The sequence below is a fragment of the Aeromonas sp. s12 genome, assembly GCF_040907925.1.
Taxonomy (GTDB): Bacteria; Pseudomonadota; Gammaproteobacteria; order Enterobacterales; family Aeromonadaceae; genus Aeromonas; species Aeromonas veronii.
On the sequence record NZ_JBFOCT010000037.1, the window covers coordinates 100,090 to 118,768 of the forward strand.

19 protein-coding genes and 1 tRNA gene are annotated in these 18,679 nt (G+C 57.1%); 11 read left to right on the top strand and 9 right to left on the bottom strand.

From position 1 onward, the window contains the following. Positions 1–136: 136 nt before the first annotated feature. The 4 genes from AB5Y67_RS19570 (at position 137) to hemN (ending at position 4,035) form a co-directional block, all read left to right on the top strand. A complete protein-coding gene (locus AB5Y67_RS19570; protein WP_005339710.1) occupies positions 137–754 on the top strand; it encodes a cytochrome c in 618 nt (205 codons plus the stop codon). 836 nt (positions 755–1,590) lie between these two features. Continuing rightward, the gene (gene yihI, locus AB5Y67_RS19575) at positions 1,591–2,178 is read left to right on the top strand and encodes a Der GTPase-activating protein YihI (RefSeq protein WP_199427684.1); all 588 of its coding nucleotides are present in this window, start codon (positions 1,591–1,593) and stop codon (positions 2,176–2,178) included. An 11-nt stretch (positions 2,179–2,189) separates the two neighbouring features. Continuing rightward, positions 2,190–2,630, top strand: coding sequence for a DUF2489 domain-containing protein (locus tag AB5Y67_RS19580; protein WP_005339712.1), 441 nt, complete (start codon positions 2,190–2,192; stop codon positions 2,628–2,630). A 31-nt stretch (positions 2,631–2,661) separates the two neighbouring features. Beyond that, positions 2,662–4,035 carry an oxygen-independent coproporphyrinogen III oxidase gene (gene hemN, locus AB5Y67_RS19585; RefSeq protein WP_199427685.1) on the top strand — a complete coding sequence of 458 codons (1,374 nt, stop codon included), beginning with the start codon at positions 2,662–2,664 and terminating at the stop codon, positions 4,033–4,035. Positions 4,036–4,772: 737 nt separating this feature from the next. Here hemN and AB5Y67_RS19590 read toward each other — a convergent pair. The 3 genes from AB5Y67_RS19590 to AB5Y67_RS19600 form a co-directional block, all read right to left on the bottom strand. Beyond that, positions 4,773–5,141, bottom strand: coding sequence for a hypothetical protein (locus AB5Y67_RS19590; RefSeq protein WP_005339715.1), 369 nt, complete (start codon positions 5,139–5,141; stop codon positions 4,773–4,775). Position 5,142: 1 nt separating this feature from the next. After that, a complete protein-coding gene (locus tag AB5Y67_RS19595; RefSeq protein WP_005339716.1) occupies positions 5,143–5,790 on the bottom strand; it encodes an AAA family ATPase in 648 nt (215 codons plus the stop codon). A 97-nt stretch (positions 5,791–5,887) separates the two neighbouring features. Further along, complete coding sequence (locus AB5Y67_RS19600) at positions 5,888–6,064, bottom strand: hypothetical protein (protein ID WP_005339717.1); 177 nt, start codon at positions 6,062–6,064, stop codon at positions 5,888–5,890. Between the two features lie 747 nt (positions 6,065–6,811). Between AB5Y67_RS19600 and arcA the strand changes: the two genes are divergently transcribed. The 4 genes from arcA to AB5Y67_RS19620 all read left to right on the top strand — a co-directional run bounded on the left by arcA (position 6,812) and on the right by AB5Y67_RS19620 (position 11,635). Next, positions 6,812–8,032: an arginine deiminase gene (arcA, locus tag AB5Y67_RS19605; RefSeq protein WP_005339718.1), complete on the top strand. Its 1,221-nt coding sequence runs from the start codon at positions 6,812–6,814 to the stop codon at positions 8,030–8,032. Positions 8,033–8,094: 62 nt separating this feature from the next. Then, a complete protein-coding gene (gene arcC, locus AB5Y67_RS19610; RefSeq protein ID WP_107683217.1) occupies positions 8,095–9,021 on the top strand; it encodes a carbamate kinase in 927 nt (308 codons plus the stop codon). Between the two features lie 79 nt (positions 9,022–9,100). Then, on the top strand, positions 9,101–10,105 hold the full coding sequence (argF, locus tag AB5Y67_RS19615; RefSeq protein WP_368208063.1) for an ornithine carbamoyltransferase: 1,005 nt from the start codon (positions 9,101–9,103) through the stop codon (positions 10,103–10,105). Positions 10,106–10,228: 123 nt separating this feature from the next. Then, the gene (locus AB5Y67_RS19620; protein ID WP_005339725.1) at positions 10,229–11,635 is read left to right on the top strand and encodes a YfcC family protein; all 1,407 of its coding nucleotides are present in this window, start codon (positions 10,229–10,231) and stop codon (positions 11,633–11,635) included. Between the two features lie 131 nt (positions 11,636–11,766). On the opposite strand, the gene AB5Y67_RS19625 is transcribed toward AB5Y67_RS19620, so the two are convergent. From AB5Y67_RS19625 to AB5Y67_RS19645, 5 genes are all read right to left on the bottom strand, one after another. Continuing rightward, on the bottom strand, positions 11,767–12,258 hold the full coding sequence (locus AB5Y67_RS19625) for an arginine repressor (protein WP_005339728.1): 492 nt from the start codon (positions 12,256–12,258) through the stop codon (positions 11,767–11,769). A gap of 200 nt (positions 12,259–12,458) precedes the next feature. Beyond that, positions 12,459–12,923: an aspartate carbamoyltransferase regulatory subunit gene (gene pyrI, locus AB5Y67_RS19630; protein ID WP_139461806.1), complete on the bottom strand. Its 465-nt coding sequence runs from the start codon at positions 12,921–12,923 to the stop codon at positions 12,459–12,461. A gap of 15 nt (positions 12,924–12,938) precedes the next feature. Then, positions 12,939–13,859, bottom strand: coding sequence for an aspartate carbamoyltransferase (gene pyrB, locus AB5Y67_RS19635; protein ID WP_005339735.1), 921 nt, complete (start codon positions 13,857–13,859; stop codon positions 12,939–12,941). Beyond that, positions 13,840–14,034 carry a hypothetical protein gene (locus tag AB5Y67_RS19640; RefSeq protein WP_013724188.1) on the bottom strand — a complete coding sequence of 65 codons (195 nt, stop codon included), beginning with the start codon at positions 14,032–14,034 and terminating at the stop codon, positions 13,840–13,842. Before AB5Y67_RS19640 ends, pyrB begins: the two co-directional genes overlap by 20 nt. Before the next feature lie 99 nt (positions 14,035–14,133). Further along, complete coding sequence (locus AB5Y67_RS19645; RefSeq protein WP_325794017.1) at positions 14,134–14,676, bottom strand: hypothetical protein; 543 nt, start codon at positions 14,674–14,676, stop codon at positions 14,134–14,136. A 201-nt stretch (positions 14,677–14,877) separates the two neighbouring features. On the opposite strand from AB5Y67_RS19645, the gene AB5Y67_RS19650 reads away from it, so the two are divergent. Then, positions 14,878–14,954: transfer RNA gene (locus AB5Y67_RS19650), tRNA-Trp, on the top strand. 144 nt (positions 14,955–15,098) lie between these two features. Here the strand turns inward: AB5Y67_RS19650 and AB5Y67_RS19655 are convergent. Further along, a complete protein-coding gene (locus AB5Y67_RS19655; protein ID WP_199427687.1) occupies positions 15,099–15,971 on the bottom strand; it encodes a LysR family transcriptional regulator in 873 nt (290 codons plus the stop codon). A gap of 100 nt (positions 15,972–16,071) precedes the next feature. On the opposite strand from AB5Y67_RS19655, the gene AB5Y67_RS19660 reads away from it, so the two are divergent. Both AB5Y67_RS19660 and AB5Y67_RS19665 read left to right on the top strand, forming a co-directional pair. After that, positions 16,072–16,569, top strand: coding sequence for a lactoylglutathione lyase family protein (locus AB5Y67_RS19660; protein WP_005357546.1), 498 nt, complete (start codon positions 16,072–16,074; stop codon positions 16,567–16,569). A gap of 207 nt (positions 16,570–16,776) precedes the next feature. Beyond that, a complete protein-coding gene (locus tag AB5Y67_RS19665) occupies positions 16,777–18,669 on the top strand; it encodes a methyl-accepting chemotaxis protein (protein ID WP_005357549.1) in 1,893 nt (630 codons plus the stop codon). Positions 18,670–18,679: the final 10 nt, after the last annotated feature.

The window sequence follows — 18,679 nt, forward strand, 5'->3', positions numbered from 1 at the left end:
TTCCCCATGGAGATAGAGGGTTATAGAGTTACTTTTTTGTAAAATGGTGTAAAATAGCGTCGCTTAAACGCGTTTATTTTAACATGCCTTCAGCGGCATGGGATCTGGAAGCCTAATAACGAAAAGTTGGAACGCCATGAAGAACCTAGTCATTACTCTTGCTCTGATGGTTGGCGTAACGGGGATGGCACAAGCCAAGGGCGATGCCGCTGCGGGACAGACCAAGGCTGCCGTTTGTGCGGCTTGTCATGGACCGGACGGAAACAGCCTGGTTGATATGTACCCCAAAATTGCTGGTCAGCACGCATCATATATCAAAAAGCAGTTAGTTGAACTGAAGGCTGCCGCTTCTGGTCAAATTGGCCGGGTTGCGCCAGTGATGGGGCCGATGGCGTTACCTTTGTCGGAACAGGACATGGATGACCTGGCGGCTTATTTCTCCAGCCTGAAGGTTACCCCTATCGCTGTCCCTGACGACGTGGTCGAAGCGGGCAAGGCACTCTATATGGGTGGTGACATGAGTCGCGGTCTGGCAGCTTGTACGGCTTGCCATGGTCCCCGTGGCTCTGGTGTCGAACAGGCGAAGTATCCCAACCTGTCCGGCCAGCATCCTGCCTATATCAAGGCTCAGCTCACCGCATTCCGTGCCGGGACGCGTGACAACGATCCGAATGGCATGATGCGGGACGTTGCCAAGAAACTGACTGATCAGGATATCGAAGCCCTCTCCAAATATGTGGCGGGTCTGCACTGATATAGTCGATACGGTCGATTTGAGTTGAAACGGGGAGCCTGGGCTCCCCGTTGTTTTTATGGCTTTCAGATAATTCTCGGTTTAATCCCCCCGTTCTGTAAGAGATCTCCCATTCTCAAGGCAGGCCAAGGCTCATAAAATTGCATAAAATATTAAATAATCATTATTTATCAATGAATTATATGAATATTGATATTTTTCGACATGCTGAGAATGTTTTGAGTGGATTGAGCCGCTTTATAGAGTTGGTACAGTATGCTTAATGGATTCACCCACGGATTGGGTGACGGTTTCACGACAGGGTGTTGTGAGCAGAGGATGGCTGGCGTGGCGGGATGCCATGGGCTCGGATGAGCTGGCAAAGGATTGAAGGATCAGGATGGTGACCATCTCCGGAGCGGGATGGGGTTGCGGGATGCAGACTCCCCGGCACGATGGCAGGATGCGGTCGAGACGGGTCAAACAGGCACACGCACATTCAGGAACGACCAATATAAGGTCAGGATGACCACACAACGATATGATGCGGCGACAAGTTGTCACGGAGAGGACGAAACAGATTGTTTTGCCATTCAGGATGGTGCACGCATGAACATATCAAGGCAGCTTCGGCTGCCTTTTTTCTTTTGGGTCATTAACCCGATTAGCCATTCTGTGTCAAAATACCAGCAACATGCCCAGAGGATACCGATCCTGCGGTGTTCAGTGGCCTGATTGGGCCTGATTGGTGCGGGATCCTGCTCTTGTTCCAGCCTTACTGTTCCTCGCATCGTATCCCACCGGGTGAGATCATCCCGGGTACGGGTCAAACCAGTTATTTTCGGAGTTAGCCATTCATGTCTGCCAAACAACCCACTCGCAAGCCTACTGGCAAGCGCAAAGAATCTGATGTCAGTGCTCAGGAAGGCCGTGAGCGTAAACGGGCTGCCAAGCGGAAGGGCCTGAAGGCTGGTTCTCGTCAGCAAGTTGAACAGCCGAAGAGCAAGTCTGGCAACAGCCAGTCCAAAGATCCGCGTATTGGTTCCCGCAAGCCGGTAGTACTGGTAGTGGATGACAAACAGAAGAAGCCGGCAGCACCCAAGGCGGTGAAAGAGAAGAAGCTGGTGATGACCCCCGAGCAGGAGCTGGCTTCTATCGAAAACGATGACCGCTTGAATGATCTGTTGGATCGTCTGGATGCCGGTGAAACCCTGGAAGCGGCCGAGCAGGCCTGGGTTGATCAGCGCGTCGACCGTTATCAGGAGCTGATGGATGAGCTGGGCATCATCGACAATGACGATGATGAAGATGACGATCTGCCGTTTGATGATGGCGATGATGCCGAGTTCAACGAGCAGAAACCGGCCTCCGAAGAGGAGTTGTGGGATCGTTTCAACCAGGTCGATTTCAAGCCGGAACCCAAGCCTGAGCCGAAGAAAAAGTGATGAGTGGATGGATGCTGGCCGCCCTGTTGGGCGGCCTGATTTTGTCAGGATTAGCCATCTATGCAGGCATGCTGCTGGCTAGGCTGAGACGACAGCAAGCGATGCAGTGGCAGGCGATTACCGCTCGCAATGAACGAATTCTGGAGAGCGTGCGGGTCATTGCTCATGCGGTGCAGGAAGGGCAGTGTGATTACTCCGAAGGCGCCATTCGGCTGACCAATCTGCTGGATGCGTTGCAGATCAAGGGGGGGCGAGCGTTCGTTGCCGAGTTCCCGGGTCTGTACGGGCTGTATGAGAAGGTGAAAGATATGCCGACTCATGAAGCCAGACGTGCCCTCAAGCGCAATGAAGTGATGAAGATGGATCTCGAACGCAGTGGCTACGAGGCCGAGCTGGAGGCTCAGATCCTCAAGGATGTGGCCCAGCTGAAGGATTTTCAGTTAGGTCGGTGAGCCAACAATAACAACAAGAGAGGAAGCGAGCGTGCAAGCAGAACAGATTGTGTGGGATCAGGCCCTGATCGAAAAATATAACTACAGTGGCCCGCGATACACCTCTTATCCCACTGCGCTGGAGTTCAACGAGAGCTTCGGCTATCCGGATTTTGTCCGCGCTGCCGGCCAGTATCCCGAGCGCAATCTGTCGCTCTACGTGCACATCCCTTTCTGTCACAAGCTCTGCTACTACTGCGGCTGCAACAAGGTCATTACCCGTCATCAGCACAAGGCTGACGAGTATCTCGACTGCCTGGAGCAGGAGATCAAGGCGCAAGCCCCGCTCTTCAAGCATCGTCTGGTTACCCAGCTGCACTGGGGTGGCGGTACACCCACCTATCTGGATGAAGCGCAAACGCGCCGTCTGATGGCCATGCTGCGTGAGCACTTCCATTTCGCCGAAGAGGGGGAGTTCAGCATCGAGGTCGATCCGCGCGAGATTGCCATTACCATGCTGGATGTGCTGCGAGACGTCGGCTTCAACCGCATCAGCCTTGGGGTGCAGGACTTCAACAAGGATGTGCAGGTTGCGGTCAACCGCGAGCAGGACAACGACTTTATTAAAGCGATGCTGGAACGGGCCCGTGAACTTGGCTTCCGCTCGACCAACCTCGACCTTATCTATGGCCTGCCGCATCAGGATCGTGCCAGCTTCCACCATACGCTGGAAGAGGTGCTCAAGACAGATCCGGCGCGCCTCTCCATCTTCAACTATGCCCATCTGCCGAGTCGCTTTGCCGCCCAGCGCAAGCTGAAAGAAGACGACATGCCTGCTCCGCAGGAGAAGCTGGCCATGCTGCAGGACACCATTGCCTTCCTCACCGGTCAGGGTTACCAGTTCATCGGTATGGACCATTTTGCCAAACCCGATGACGAGCTGGCAGTGGCGCAGCGCGAGGGCAAGCTGCACCGCAACTTCCAAGGCTATACCACACAAGGTGATTGCGATCTGCTGGGATTGGGGGTCTCCTCCATCAGCATGATCGGTGATGCCTACTCCCAGAACCAGAAAGAGCTCAAGGCCTATTACGCTCAGGTTGCAGAGCTGGGTCATGCCCAGTGGAAAGGCTGCTCGCTCAATCAGGATGACCTGATCCGCCGTGAGGTGATCAAGCGGCTCATCTGTGATTTCCGTCTGAACTTTGCTGCTGTCGAACAGGCGCACGGGCTCAATTTCAGAGAGTATTTTGCCGATGATCTCAAGCTACTGCAGACCTTCATCAACGATGGATTGGTGCGTATGACGGAGGATGGTCTGGAGGTCTCCTCCACGGGGCAGCTGCTGATCCGCAATATCTGCATGTGTTTCGACGTGTACCTGCGCAACAAGGCACGCCAGCAGCAGTTCTCTCGCGTGATATAAGCTTGTTTGCCGATTAGAAAACAGAAAAGGGCGCCATCGTGGCGCCCTTTTCATATGTATTTTTGCTTAGGCAGCGGGTCGCGAAGGTTCTGGTTAGAAGTCTCTGCGCTGAGGCAAGCAATTGAGAGCCAAGCAAGGGGACGGTGAAATGTAGATAAAAAGATGGGGGCGACTTGCGTCGCCCCCGGTAGTCGTATCGCTCAGATCCTTGAACGAAGTTGCTCCCTGCAATCCCTGACTGTTTACCTCTTCCTTTAGGTTTCCCCTTCCCAATCCTTTGGGGTGTCCTTTAGCCATCTTGGCCTGACGAGTCATCCTGTCCCGTCGCACTTTCTCCGTCCTGGGAGGTGTCCTTTACCACATCCTGTGGTGAGTCCATTTGCCCAACCCTGGCAGCCAGTCTTCCTGACCGACTTCATTGCGTCCGTGCATGAGTAACTATAAGGATTTTCTAACCGGCTACAACGCCAGATTGGAAAACGTTTTTGTCATTGGCTATTTCGAAAGTGGTGAGTTTCGATTTATTCATTTATAAACAGCTATTTAAGTTGCTCATCTTCATGTTTTAAGATCTTATCTTCCGATTATCTCGGGGATCTTTTCGGCTGTTGGCTTACATGTGGAATGGCAGATCTCTTACATGGCGTTTTGGTTGCTTCAGAAACAGATTTTGCAGTCTGATGATGGTCATTCGGGGTGAGTTGGTGAGGCACACAAAGAGCGGTTGAATGGAGAAATTATGAGCGCTGGTTGAGCCGCTCATAGATGGTCTGGCGCTCTTCCGGGGTGAGCGAAGAGAAGTAGTGGGTAAAAAGGCGCAGCAACAGGGACTTGTTCATGCCGTCTTGCTGGGTCAGGTTACCCAGCTCGTCGATGGCCACCGTGCTCATGGAGAAGGTGGCTTTTTTGTAGCTGGGCTTCAGGTGCTCACCACTCTCGATAAAGGCCAGCGCCGACAAGGCTTCATCACGATGCAGGCCCAGTTCAAGGCTGACCACCTTGGGTTTGCCCTTGGCGTAGAACTCCGCATCTTCGATAAATTCGTCGACGGTGAACTTCTTCTGGTGATGCAGCTGGTGTTTTTTCTTCAGATCGGCCAGACCCATCTCACACCCCCACTTGCAGGAACTCTTTGGCGATGGCCCGGATCTCTTCGGCGGATTTGCCATCCGGCTCGATCTCCATCACCGACAGTCCCTTCTCTTCGCTGTCGTCATAGACGTTGCGGCCATAGGTGATGGCGTTCAGGACGTCGACACCGAACGAGGAGCAAACCTCTTTCGCTTCCAGAATGCGTTTTACCTGATTGGGCAGGGCGGGGCACTGGGTCAGCACTACGGCTGCATTGAGGGTCGGGTTGACCATCTTGCAGGTGGTGATGAGATCTTCCATGTGGGGCAGGGTCTTGAGGTCGCGGCGTTTCGGACGCAAGGGGATCAGGGCGTGGGTGGCGACAGCCATAGTGGAGCGCAGTGCCCGGTTGTCTTGCCCGCCGCAATCGACGATGACGTAGTCGTAGCGGTTTTTCAGGCTGAGCAGGTCGTTGCGAATATTGCCATAGAGCTGTACGCAGTTGATTTGTGGCAGCTCCGGGTTGTCGTTGCGCTCCTGAATCCAGTCAGAGGTGGTTCGCTGCGGGTCGCAGTCGACCAGTAACACCTCCCCCTGAAATTGGGATCTGAGGTAGACCGCCAGATTTTGTGCCAAGCAGCTCTTGCCACTCCCCCCCTTCTCTCCACCGACCAACAAGATCATGACGTTCCCCTATCCATGAGAAAACCGCTGATTTCAGTATAGGAGGGGCCAGTCTCATCACAAGGCGAGAGGAGTGATGCTCCTCTCGTTGTTTCGACTAGTAATGAACGCTGCCTCCCTGCCAGCGGCAGACATAGTCAGGCACCAGCATCTGGGGGGCCTTGTCGACATGGCATACCACCATGGGCATGGCAGGGGCTCCTTCAGCCTGACTGAGGGTGGGGAGCGCAGAGAGCAGCAAAGTCGCGAGCAACAGCATGGGTTTCATTTTCATAACAACTCCTTGGTAGTGCCATTCCTGTGTGATCTGGATCACTTTCTGAGTTAAGTCGAGGTTGGCGCCAGTGCAAGGTGAGACGAATAAATTCAATTAATGAAAAAAGTATCAAAAGGCGTTGTGGTGACCGACGAGGATAGCTGCCCACCTTGATGCGGACTTTGTGCATATTAAGTTGAACCGCACAAAGAGGTGGTGACTGATGAGGCCGAGCCTGATGGGGTTGGCATCAATGCCATGATCTGGAACAAGAAAAGATTTATGCAGTGAATGTGGTCGATGTGAGTATTTATTTCTCCCGTGCTCCTCCCGTCACGGCGATGTATTCAATACTTAGGGAGTAATATTCAAATTATATTTGTAAAGTTATTTATAGTGATGATTTTTAACAGTTTTTGTTATTTTCATTTAATCACTCCAGTGAACTGGCATGAATAAAAAATGAATCAACCTGAAATATAGCAGGGTGGTTTTGCATGGTTATTCGGTGCGATTTGTTTGGAAAATGCGCAATTTGCTACCGGGGTCATAGATTGGATGGTGAATATATTCAGTTCTGAGTGAATGTGATCAATGTCTAAGTTTGTCGTGATTCGCAGGGCTAACCTCGGTCTCGAAAGGCAAGGGCAGGATAGAACATAAGCCGATTACCCTACATAAAGAATATCCCGCCTTAGCCACGAGCATGAATAGAAGGAATCTATTCAATCACTCGCAGGGACCACTGCTAGACGGAATATAATCATGAGCAAATTTTATGTAGGTTCTGAAGTTGGCCAATTGCGCCGTGTCATGTTGCACCGCCCCAACCTCAGTCTGAAGCGTCTGACTCCTTCCAACTGCCAGGATCTGCTGTTCGATGACGTCCTGTCTGTTGAACGCGCCGGTCAGGAGCACGACAAATTCGCTCAGGTACTGCGCGATCAGAATGTCGAAGTTTTCCTGCTGACCAATCTGCTGGCGGAAACACTTGATGTGCCGGAAGCCAAAACCTGGCTGCTGCAACATCAGGTCTCCGACTACCGCCTCGGCTCTTCTTTTGCCAACGACGTGCGCTGCTTCCTGGCTGACATGCCGCACCGCGAACTGGCCCGTATTCTCTCCGGCGGCCTGACCTACTCCGAGATGCCCTACAGCGGTGTCAACATGGTAGTGGGCATGCACGCTCCGACCGATTTCATCATCGAACCGCTGCCCAACCACCTCTTCACCCGTGACACCTCCTGCTGGGTTTATGGCGGCGTCTCCATCAACCCGATGGCCAAGCCGGCTCGTCGCCGCGAGACCAACCATGTGAAGGCCATCTACCGCTGGCACCCGATGTTTGCCGGTCAGGACTTCATCAAGTACTTCGGTGACGAGGAGCGTGACTACGACAACTCCACCATCGAGGGTGGCGACGTACTGGTTATCGGCCGCGGTGCCGTGCTGATCGGCATGTCCGAGCGCACCACCCCGCAAGGTGTCGAGCACCTGGCTCGCAGCCTGTTCAAACATGGTCAGGCCAAGCAGGTCATCGCCATGGAGCTGCCGAAACACCGCAGCTGCATGCACCTGGATACCGTCATGACCCACATGGATATCGACACCTTCTCCGTCTATCCGGAAGTGATCCGCAAGGACGTGCAGTGCTGGAGCCTGACTCCGGGCGGCGCTACCGGCATGAACATCAAGGAAGAGGGCTACTTCGTCACCGCTATCGAGAAAGCACTGGGCGTCGATCAGCTGAAGATCATCACCACTGGCGGTGACAGCTTCGAAGCCGAACGCGAGCAGTGGAACGACGCCAACAACGTACTGACCGTACGTCCCGGCGTGGTGGTGGGTTACGAGCGCAATACCTACACCAATGAGAAATATGACAAGGCCGGTATCACAGTTCTCTCCATTCCGGGTGATGAACTGGGCCGTGGCCGCGGCGGCGCCCGCTGCATGAGCTGCCCGATGGAACGCGACAGCATCTGATGAGACGGCGTGGCGCCGGCAGAAGCTGGCGCCACACAGAACCAAACTCGAGATTAACCACTATGAAAAAACCAACTGTCGTCGTCGCTCTGGGTGGCAATGCACTGCTCCGTCGTGGTGAGCCACTGGAAGCGGATATCCAGCGCAAGAACATCGCAACGGCCGCCAAGACCATCGCCCTGATCGCTCAGGAGTACAACGTGGTGCTGGTGCATGGCAACGGCCCGCAAGTCGGCCTGCTGGCCCTGCAGAACAGCGCCTACACCAAGGTATCCCCCTATCCGCTGGATGTGCTGGGTGCCGAGTCTCAGGGCATGATCGGCTACATGCTGATCCAGGAGCTGAAAAACCTGATGCCGAGCCGCAACGTCACCGCGCTGCTGACTCAGGTGCAGGTTGATCCCAAGGATCCGGCATTTGCCAACCCGACCAAATTTATCGGCCCCGTCTACGAAGAGGCTGAAGCCCGCACCCTGGCAGAAGAGAAGCACTGGGTGGTCAAGGCTGACGGCAAGTTCTTCCGCCGCGTAGTGCCATCCCCGCTGCCCCAGCGCATCGTCGAAGGCGACGCCATCGAAACCCTGATTGCCCAAGGCCACCTCATCATCTGTACCGGTGGTGGCGGCATCCCTGTGACCTGGGATGGCCAGAGCCTGACCGGTATCGAAGCCGTCATCGACAAGGACATGTCTGCCGCCTACCTGGCCAAGCAGATCAAGGCCGACGCCCTGCTGATCCTGACCGACGCCGATGCCGTCTATCTGGATTGGGGCAAACCGACCCAGCGTCCGCTGCGAGTCACCAGCCCGGACGAGCTGGACGGGGTCAAGTTCGATGCAGGTTCCATGGGACCGAAAGTCGAAGCCTCTTGTGAATTTGTCAAAGCGACCGGCGGCATGGTCGGCATCGGCTCGCTGGAAGATGGCCTCGCCATCCTCAAGGGGGAAGCCGGCACCAATATCGTCGCCACCCGCACCGTACATGCGTAATTACCGATATCTGTACTGAGAATGCGTAGTCAACACTACTGCCCGAACTGGTCTGAAACATATATAGAGAGAACTCATCATGGCTTTTAATCTGCGTAACCGTAACTTCCTGAAACTGCTGGACTTCACCCCGCGCGAAATCCAATACATGATCGATCTGGCCATCGACCTGAAGAAAGCCAAATACGGTGGCTACGAGCGTAAGCATCTGGTCGGCAAGAACATCGCCCTGATTTTCGAGAAGACCTCCACCCGTACCCGCTGTGCGTTTGAAGTAGCGGCCTTCGACCAGGGCGCTCAGGTCTCCTACCTTGGCCCAAGCGGTTCCCAAATCGGTCACAAGGAGTCCATGAAGGACACCGCCCGTGTACTGGGTCGCATGTATGACGGTATCGAATACCGCGGCTACGGTCAGGAGATCGTGGAAGAGCTGGGCGCCTACGCCGGTGTTCCGGTCTGGAACGGCCTGACCAACGAATTCCACCCGACCCAGATCTTGGCCGACTTCATGACCATGCTGGAGCGCGGCAAGGGCAAGCGTCTGGATCAAATCAAGTTCGCCTACCTGGGTGATGCCCGCAACAACATGGGTAACTCCCTGATGGTCGGCGCCGCCAAAATGGGCATGGACATCCGTCTGGTCGCGCCGAAAGCCTTCTGGCCGGAAGAGGAGCTGGTTGCCAAGTGCCGCCTGATCGCCGAAGAGACCGGCGCACGCATCACCCTGACCGAAGATGTGAAAGAGGGTGTGCTGGGTGCTGACTTCCTCTACACCGACGTCTGGGTATCCATGGGTGAAGCGAAAGAAGCCTGGGATCAGCGCGTCAAACTGATGACTCCATATCAGGTCAACATGGATGTCATCAATGCCACCAAGAATCCTGATGTGAAGTTCATGCACTGCCTGCCGGCGTTCCACAACGACGAGACCACCATGGGCAAGGAAGTGGCTGACAAATATGGCATGAAAGGCCTGGAAGTGACCGAGGACGTGTTCGAATCCGAGCACAGCATCGTGTTCGACGAGGCCGAAAACCGGATGCACACCATCAAGGCAGTGATGGTTGCTACGCTGGGCGACTAAGGTCGCAGTAGTGGTGCCGGGGGGCGACCCCCGGCTTTTCGACCATGTGACAGCGGCATAATACCTCTAACCCTACAACCCGCAGCCTGCATGGATACCACACCCACAGAAGGAAGCTGGACCATGACCAAATTCAAGTTCCCGTCAGCCTACACGATACTGTTTGTGCTGATCGCCCTGGTGGCCGCCCTGAGCTGGATAGTGCCGGCCGGCAAATATGAGATGACCATGAACGAAGCCCTCGGCAAAGAAGTGCCGGTGGCGGGTACCTACAAACTGGTGGAGGGGAATCCCCAGGGGATCGTCGATGTGCTGCTGGCACCTATCGATGGCCTCTACAACCACGACACCTATGAGGCAGGCGCCATCGACGTCTCCCTCTTTATCCTGATCATCGGTGGTTTTCTTGGCATTGTGACCAAGACCGGTGCCATCGATGCCGGTATTGAACGTGTGACCGACCGCCTGCGCGGCCGGGAAGAGTGGATGATCCCGATCCTGATGGCGCTGTTCGCCGCAGGCGGCACCATCTACGGGATGGCCGAAGAGTCACTGCCTTTCTACACCCTGCTGGTGCCGGTGATGATGGCCGCCCGCTTCGACCCTGTGGTGGCTGCAGCAACCGTATTGCTGGGTGCCGGTATCGGTACTCTCGGTTCCACCATCAACCCGTTTGCCACCGTTATTGCGGCCAACGCGGCCGGTATCTCCTTCACCGACGGTATCTGGCTGCGCGTTGCCATGCTGGTCGCCGGTTGGTTGCTCTGCGTTGCTTACGTCATGCGTTACGCCAAGATGGTGCGCAGCGATCCGAGCAAATCCCTGGTGGCTGACAAGTGGGAAGAGAACCGTGCCCACTTCCTTGGCAACAAGAGCGACCAGATGCTGGAGTTCACCCTGACCCGTAAAATCGTACTGGGTATCTTCGTCGCCGCCTTTGCCGTGATGATCTACGGTGTGGCCGTGCTGGGCTGGTGGATGGCACAGATCTCCGGTGTGTTCCTGGCTGCCGCCATCATCGTTGGTCTCATCTCCCGCATGAGCGAGGAGGAGCTGACCTCCAACTTTATCGATGGTGCCCGCGACCTGCTGGGTGTGGCGCTGATCATCGGTATCGCCCGCGGTATCGTGGTAGTGATGGATAACGGCATGATCACTCACACCATTTTGCACAGTGCAGAAGGGATCGTGACCGGCCTCTCCACCATCGTCTTTATCAACGTGATGTTCGTGCTGGAAGTGGTGCTCTCCTTCCTGGTGCCGTCCTCCTCCGGTCTGGCCGTACTGACCATGCCGATCATGGCGCCTCTGGCCGACTTCGCCAACGTGGGCCGCGATCTGGTGGTGACTGCTTACCAGTCTGCCTCCGGTCTGGTGAACCTGGTGACCCCGACCTCCGCCGTGGTCATGGGCGGTCTGGCCATCGCCAAGGTGCCTTATGTGCGCTGGTTGAAGTGGGTGGCTCCGCTGCTCGGTATCCTGACCGTGCTGATCGTGGTCTGCCTGAGCCTGGGGGCCGTGCTCTCCTGAGGGATAACAAGCAAGATGAAACGGGAGCCTGCGGGCTCCCGTTTTTTATGGGCGCAAGAAGTGATGGACACAAAATAGCAAGCAACAAAAAGGCGACCCGCGGGTCGCCTCGATGTATTTGGGGAGAGAGCTTAGCGGGCCTGCGCCAGTGTGCGCACCACGGCAGCATGGGCCTGACGGGTACGGCTGATATGGCGCGGCGCGACCAGTACTACATCGTTGCCCGCGACGGCGCCCATGATCTCGGGATTGGCGTTGCGATCCAGCAGGCGGGCCACCACGGTGGCGGCCCCCGGAGTGGTGTGGATCAGCACCATCTGCTGGTTGTGTACCACTTCACGCACCATGTCGTGGATCGAGCGGGTGCTGCCGGCGGGTTCCAGCTGCTCGTCGACCAGGGTGTAGACCTTCTTGCCGTTGGCATTCTGCGCCTTGGCAACGCCGAGACGGCGCAGCAGGCGGGAGATGGTGGACTGGCTGATGTCGGCAAAGCCGCGCTCCGACAGCTCGCGACGGATCTCTTCCTGGGTGCTGTAGCAGTGCTGACCGATGATCTGGCGACAGGCATCCAGCTGGGCCAGATCGGGCTCTTGGGCAACGGGACGACTGAGGGTTTTGACCACGGCGAATTCCTTTGATGATGACCGGAGGTAAACGCGCGATATCTGCCATAGCAGTCAGTTATCAGGCAAAAACACTGATAATCTATCTATATGCAGGGAATGAGCGGGCATTACCATCTTGCGATGGCAAATTATAGCTGACTGGAAATTCGGTGATGTGACAGGGTTCAAAAATGGGCCCCGCGGGGCCCAATCAGATATCAGTAACGCTCGCTGACGATGTCCTGAGTGAAGGACTTCTCACAATATTTGCACTTCATCCGTACCACGCCTTTCACTTCGCGCACCCGGAAGTAGCTGTCCACCGGCTCGTTGTGGGAGATGCAGTTGGAGTTGGGGCAGTGGAACACCCCGGCGATGAACTCCGGCAGCTCCAGCAGGTGCTTCTTCACCACATTGAAGTCTTCGATGATGTTGACTGTCGCCTTGGGGGCGAACAGCGCCAGCTGGTTGGCCTGCTGTTCGGTCAGGCGGGTGTTCTCAATCTTGATGAGATCCTTCTTGCCCAGCGCGCCGGATTTCAGGTTGAAGCCGACGGTGATCCGCTCCTGGGTTTCAACCAGCTGGAACAGCTTGAGGATCTTGATGCCCTGGCCAGCGGGGATGTGATCGATGACGGAGCCGTGACGGATGGCTTCGACTTGCAGTTGGTTCTTGTCAGACATGATATTCCCCTAAGCTCAGACAGTTTCGTTCAGTACCAGTGCCAGCAGCGCCTGGCGTGCATAGACCCCGTTCTCCGCCTGCTGGAAGTAGCAAGCGTGGGGAGTCTTGTCGACCGCCACATCGATCTCGTCGACGCGGGGCAGGGGATGCAGGATCTTCATGGTGGGCTTGGCCCCTTCCAGAGTCGCCAGCTCCAGAATGAACTTGGCAGCCATGTGCTTGTATTCAGTCTCGTCGAAGCGCTCTTTCTGGACGCGGGTCATGTAGAGGATGTCCAGCTCCGGCATCACCTCTTCCATGGTCTGGTGGACGCTGAACTGGATACCCTTCTCTTCCAGCTCTTCGCAGATGTAGTCCGGCATCGCCAGCGCTTCCGGGGAGATGAAGAAGAAGCGGCAGTTGAACAGGCTGAGGGCCTGGGCCAGCGAGTGCACGGTGCGGCCATATTTCAGGTCACCGACGAAGGCGACGTTGAGGTTGTCCAGACGGCCCTGGGTCTCATGGATGGTGAACAGGTCGAGCAGGGTCTGGCTCGGATGCTGGTTGGAGCCGTCGCCGCCGTTGATGACCGGCACGCGGGAGAACTCGGAGGCCAGACGGGCCGCGCCCTCTTTCGGGTGGCGCATCACCACCGCATCCGAGTAGGAACCGATGATCTTAATGGAGTCAGCCAGCGTCTCGCCTTTCTTGGCGCTGGTGTTGCCACCGTCGGCGAAGCCGATGATGTTGCCGCCAAGGCGCTGTACCGCGGTCTCGAACGAGAGGCGGGTGCGGGTGGAGGCTTCGAAGAAGCAGCTGGCAACCAGCTTGTCTTTCAACAGGCTGGTGTCAGGTTCAGCCTTCAACCGTTGTGCGGTTGAGACTACCAGTTCCATTTCTGACCGGGTCAGGTCCGAAATGGAGATGACATGTTTCTTATAGAGTGGATTGGTCATCGTCTGCATTCCCTTTGACATCATTGGAGGTTTTTCGGGCACAAAAAAAAGCCCCTGAAACAGGGGCTTTTTTTAAAAATAACTGGGGATCGTTGGGGTGGGAACCGGAAACAACGGGGCCGCTCTGGTGCGCACCACCCGTCTGCAAGGCTGTTTTCTGAATCAAAAACTGCATCGTTTCGTCCCGACCTTTTTCAAAACCGGACAGATTATAGGGCCGCATTTTTAATTGTCAAAATTTTATTTCCGATGCCAATTTCAGCATGAAAAACGTTTAAGTGGCGGAAACATGACGACAAATCCACACTCTGTGCGTCTCTTGCAGCGATTCCCCATCGCGGGCCATGGCGCGCAAATAACCGAGTCTGTGGTGCCCTTCCAGCAGGCAGTAGGGGCGGGGCAGGGGATGACCGTTCGGGTAGCTGGAACCCTCTTCCGGCACCAGCACGATGACAGGTTCGGGCCAGGTGCCTTCGCTCAGCATCTTCTCGCCGAGCCAGGAGCGGCGGACATAGCGGTTGCTGCGCAGCATCTCGCCCCAGCGCTCGATCACCTCCATATGGCGGGAGTCTATCTGCTCGATAATCTGCGCGGTGGGCCAGCTTTCGCATGCGAACTGGTGGCTGGCGAGATCGATAAAGCTCCAGTTGGACTCAAAACCGCGCCAATGACGGTAAATCCACTGGGAAAGCACATTTTCGGGGATGAAGGGCACCAGCGGGGCGACCCGGGCCAGGTAGTCGGGCAGGGACTCTGTTTTGCGTTCGTCCCTGAAGTTGAGGGGCGCAAGTTGTTGGAGCAGTCGGTAATTGAGCATAAGTGGCCTCCCGGTACCTGCTTTCACCCTACCCCCATTTATGCCCCATTCCTACCCCGCTGAGTCTGGAAATACAGCAAGTTACCCCTCGTTGCTGCACAAATCGGCGCGACTTGTTCGGGATTTGTGCAATCGCATTAAAAGTGTGAAAAAAGCCTTTACCTTTGAAACCCGCTTTGTATACTACGCCTCGTTTGTTGCAGGGGCGTAGTTCCAATTGGTAGAACAGCGGTCTCCAAAACCGATGGTTGCGGGTTCGAGTCCTGCCGCCCCTGCCATTTTCAGAAAGGCCAGCTCATTGAGCTGGCCTTTCGCATTTCCGGCGTTCGCCAATTTATCCCTCTCTCCTTTCTCTTCTCCTTCTTGCCGCTAGCTCTCGGTGACTGTGGCCACATTGATCTCGATGTCTGCCGCAAGAGCGTTCAATGTGCAGCAACCCGCTGTTTCAGGACGGTGACCAGCCGCTGGTGACGGGCGGGGAGCGGCCACTCGGCGCGGTAGATCAGCCAGAGGGTGTCGATCACTTCAATGCTGCTCTGGATCACCCGGATCTTCTCCTGTTGGGCAAAGGCGGTGACGGCGAAGCGGGGCAGCACGGTAAAGCCGAGGCCACGGGCGACCGGCTCCAGGATCAGGCCGATCTGGTTGGTAAAGCCGCGCAGCGGGATCTCGTCGAAGCGCTGGCCGGGGTAGCGTCGTCCCAGCAGGCGTTGTGCCATGCTGCGGCCATCCGGGTGATCGATAAAGCCGAGCTGACAGAGGTGCTGCCAGCTCTGCTCCTCGCCGTCGTTGGGTACCACCAGACAGAGGGGCTCGCGGGCGAAGGGCTCGGCGGCGATGCTGGGGTGCTCCGGCGGTTGATCCACCAGTCCCAGATCGCTGCGCCCTGCCAGTACCGCCTGCACTATGTCGGGGGTGGGGGCGAAGCGGTGCTGGATGGTGAGTCCGGGGTGCTCCTGTTGCTGGTCGAGCAGCAGGGGATAGAGCAGCAGACCAATGCTGCCCGGGGTGGACAGGGTGATGGCGCCGTGGTGAGGGTCATCGTCCGAGAGGCGCGCCCGCAGCTGTTCGGCGGCCTGCTCCTGCTGGTGGGCGAAGTCGAGCAGCACCAGCCCGCGCGGAGTGAGCTCCAGCTGACGGGGCTTGCGCAGCAGCAGGGGGCCAAATTCGGCCTCGAGACGCGAGATATGCTGACTGACGGCGGCCTGAGTGAGATCCAGCCGATCGGCGGCACGGGTAAAACTGCCGGTTTCATGCACCACCACCAGGGTATGGAGCCAGAGTGGATTAACCATAAATTTAATTTATGCCTTCCATTATTTTGACCTTATTTTTCATTATGTCGCCCCTTCCTATCATGTCACCTGTTTCCCACACACAATTTCAAGGTGACGTATGACCTATCCACGCAACTTCTCCCATATCGGTATCACGGTGACTGACCTCGACAAAGCGGTCGAGTTCTATACCAAGGTGATGGGCTGGTATCTCATCATGCCGGCCACCACCATCAGCGAGGATGACTCCGCCATCGGCGTGATGTGCAACGACGTGTTCGGCCCGGGCTGGGGTTCTTTTCGCATCGCCCACCTCTCTACCGGCGACAAGATCGGCATCGAGCTGTTCGAGTTCCCCAACAGCGAGCGCCGTGAGAACAACTTCGAATTCTGGAAGACCGGAGTGTTCCACTTCAGCGTGCAGGATCCGGATGTCGAGGGGCTGGCGGCGCGCATCGTCGCAGCGGGCGGCAAGCAGCGGATGCCGGTGCGCGAGTACTACCCGGGCGAGAAACCCTACCGCATGGTTTACATGGAAGATCCCTTCGGCAATATCGTCGAGATCTACAGCCACAGCTATGAGCTGACCTACTCCGCCGGTGCATATCAGGGGTAAGTGACAGGCCGCCTTCGGGCGGCCTGCTGCTTTGTTGTTACAAGAGTCAGTAGCACGGAATAGCGATCTGGTTCACACGAATAGCGTGTTCTGTTGTTGATAGATGGGAAAATATACAGATTCACTAAAGTCTGTTCATATTGCGGCCGATAGCCTTTGATACATCAGGGTTTTCCCTGCCTGACACAACAACAAGGATTCGTCGTCATGACCCTCTCTCTGCGCGGCAAGCTGCTGGCCACCAGTCTTGGCGTAGTGCTGCTGATGGCATCACTGCTCGGCATCGTTGCCTTTCACACCCTAAAATCCCGCACCATGAGCGCCATCCAGAGCGAGGCGGTCAACTATGGTCACGCCTACTCGGTCGCCATCGGTGAATGGATGACGGATCGCAAGAACACCGTCCATGCGCTGGTCAACCTGATCAGCGATAACCCCCAAGCCGAACTGGTGCCCCACCTGAAGCAGGCCTACACCTCCGGCGGCTTCGGCCTCACCTATTTTGGCTCCGCGCAGGGGGTGATGACCCGGCAGGATCCCTCCCTCAATACCGGCAACTATGACCCGCGCGAGCGCCCCTGGTATCAGGATGCGGTGAAGGCGGGGCAGCTGATCGTCACCGCCCCCTATGTCAGCGTCACCATGCAGAAGCTGGTGGTCACTCTTTCCGAGCCGGTGCGCCATCAGGGCGAGCTGGTCGGTGCCGTGGGGGCCAACCTGGCGCTCGACAAGCTGATCGACGAAGTGCTGGCGATGAAGGTGCAGGGTGAGGGCTACGCCATGCTGCTCGACAGCAGCGGCCTCATCGTCGGCCATCCGCAGAAGGATCTGGCGCTCAAGCCCATCGCCGAGCTGGCGCCGGGACTCTCGGCCGCCACCTTCCAGCAATGGGGCCGCGAAAACAGCGAGCTGCACGCCGCCACCCTCGACGGGCGGGATGTGCTGCTGGCGGTACAACCGGTGCCGGGCACCGACTGGCTGCTGGCTATGGTGATGTATCGCGATGTGCTGGAAGCGCCGCTCAGCAGCCTGCTGTGGGAGCTGGTGGGGCTGACCCTGGTGCTGATGCTGGTGTTCAGTGCCCTGCTCACTGCCACCTTCAAATACCTGTTTGCCGATCTCGGTCGGGTCGCGCACGCCCTGCACGACATTGCCCACGGCGAGGGGGATCTCACCGTTCACATCAACACCCACAGCAAGGATGAGGTGGGTCAGCTGGCCCAGAACTTCAACCAGTTCGTGGCGCGGCTGCACGGCATCGTCAGCCGGTTGCGGGATGTGACCGTCGAGCTGGCGGCCCAGTCCCGTGCCCAGGCGGCCGGGGCGCAGGCTCGCAGTCAGCGGGTGCGCCAGCAGCAGGACGAGATCGTGATGGTGGCGACCGCGGTGACCGAGATGGCTTCCGCTACCCAGGAGATCGCCGGTAACGCCGAGTTTGCCGCCACCACCGCCACCGATGCGGTCGCACTGGCGGTCGCCGGTCAATCCCAGGTTGGTCAGAGTCAGCGCAGCATTACCGGTTTGGCGGACGAAGTGGCCGATGCCAGCCAAATCATCAATGAGCTCGACAGCCATGCCCAGAAGATCAGCGGCATTCTGGCGACCATCAGCGGCATCGCCGAGCAGACCAACCTGCTGGCGCTCAACGCCGCCATCGAGGCGGCCCGGGCCGGTGAGCAGGGCCGCGGTTTTGCGGTAGTCGCGGACGAGGTGCGGGTGCTGTCGCGCCGTACCCACGACTCCACCGACGAGATCCAGCAGATGATCGAGACCCTGCAGCAGACCACCCGTCGCGCCGTGGGCGGCATGGAGACCAGCCGTCAGCTGGCGGGTACCAGCGTCGAAGATGCGGAAGCGGCCAACCAGAGCCTTGCCCGGATCAACGAGGCGATCGGCTCCATCAGCGACATGGCGACCCAGATCGCCGCGGCGGCCGAGGAGCAGACTTCGGTGACCGGCGAGATCAGCCGCAATACCGAGAATATCCGCCACGTCTCGCAAGAGCTTGCCGAGCAGGCGGGCAACGAGGCGGCGCAGGCGGCCGAACTCAAGTCGCTGACCGAGCGGCTGGAGCAGGAGATCGGCCGCTTCCGGCTCTGATCCTCCGCCT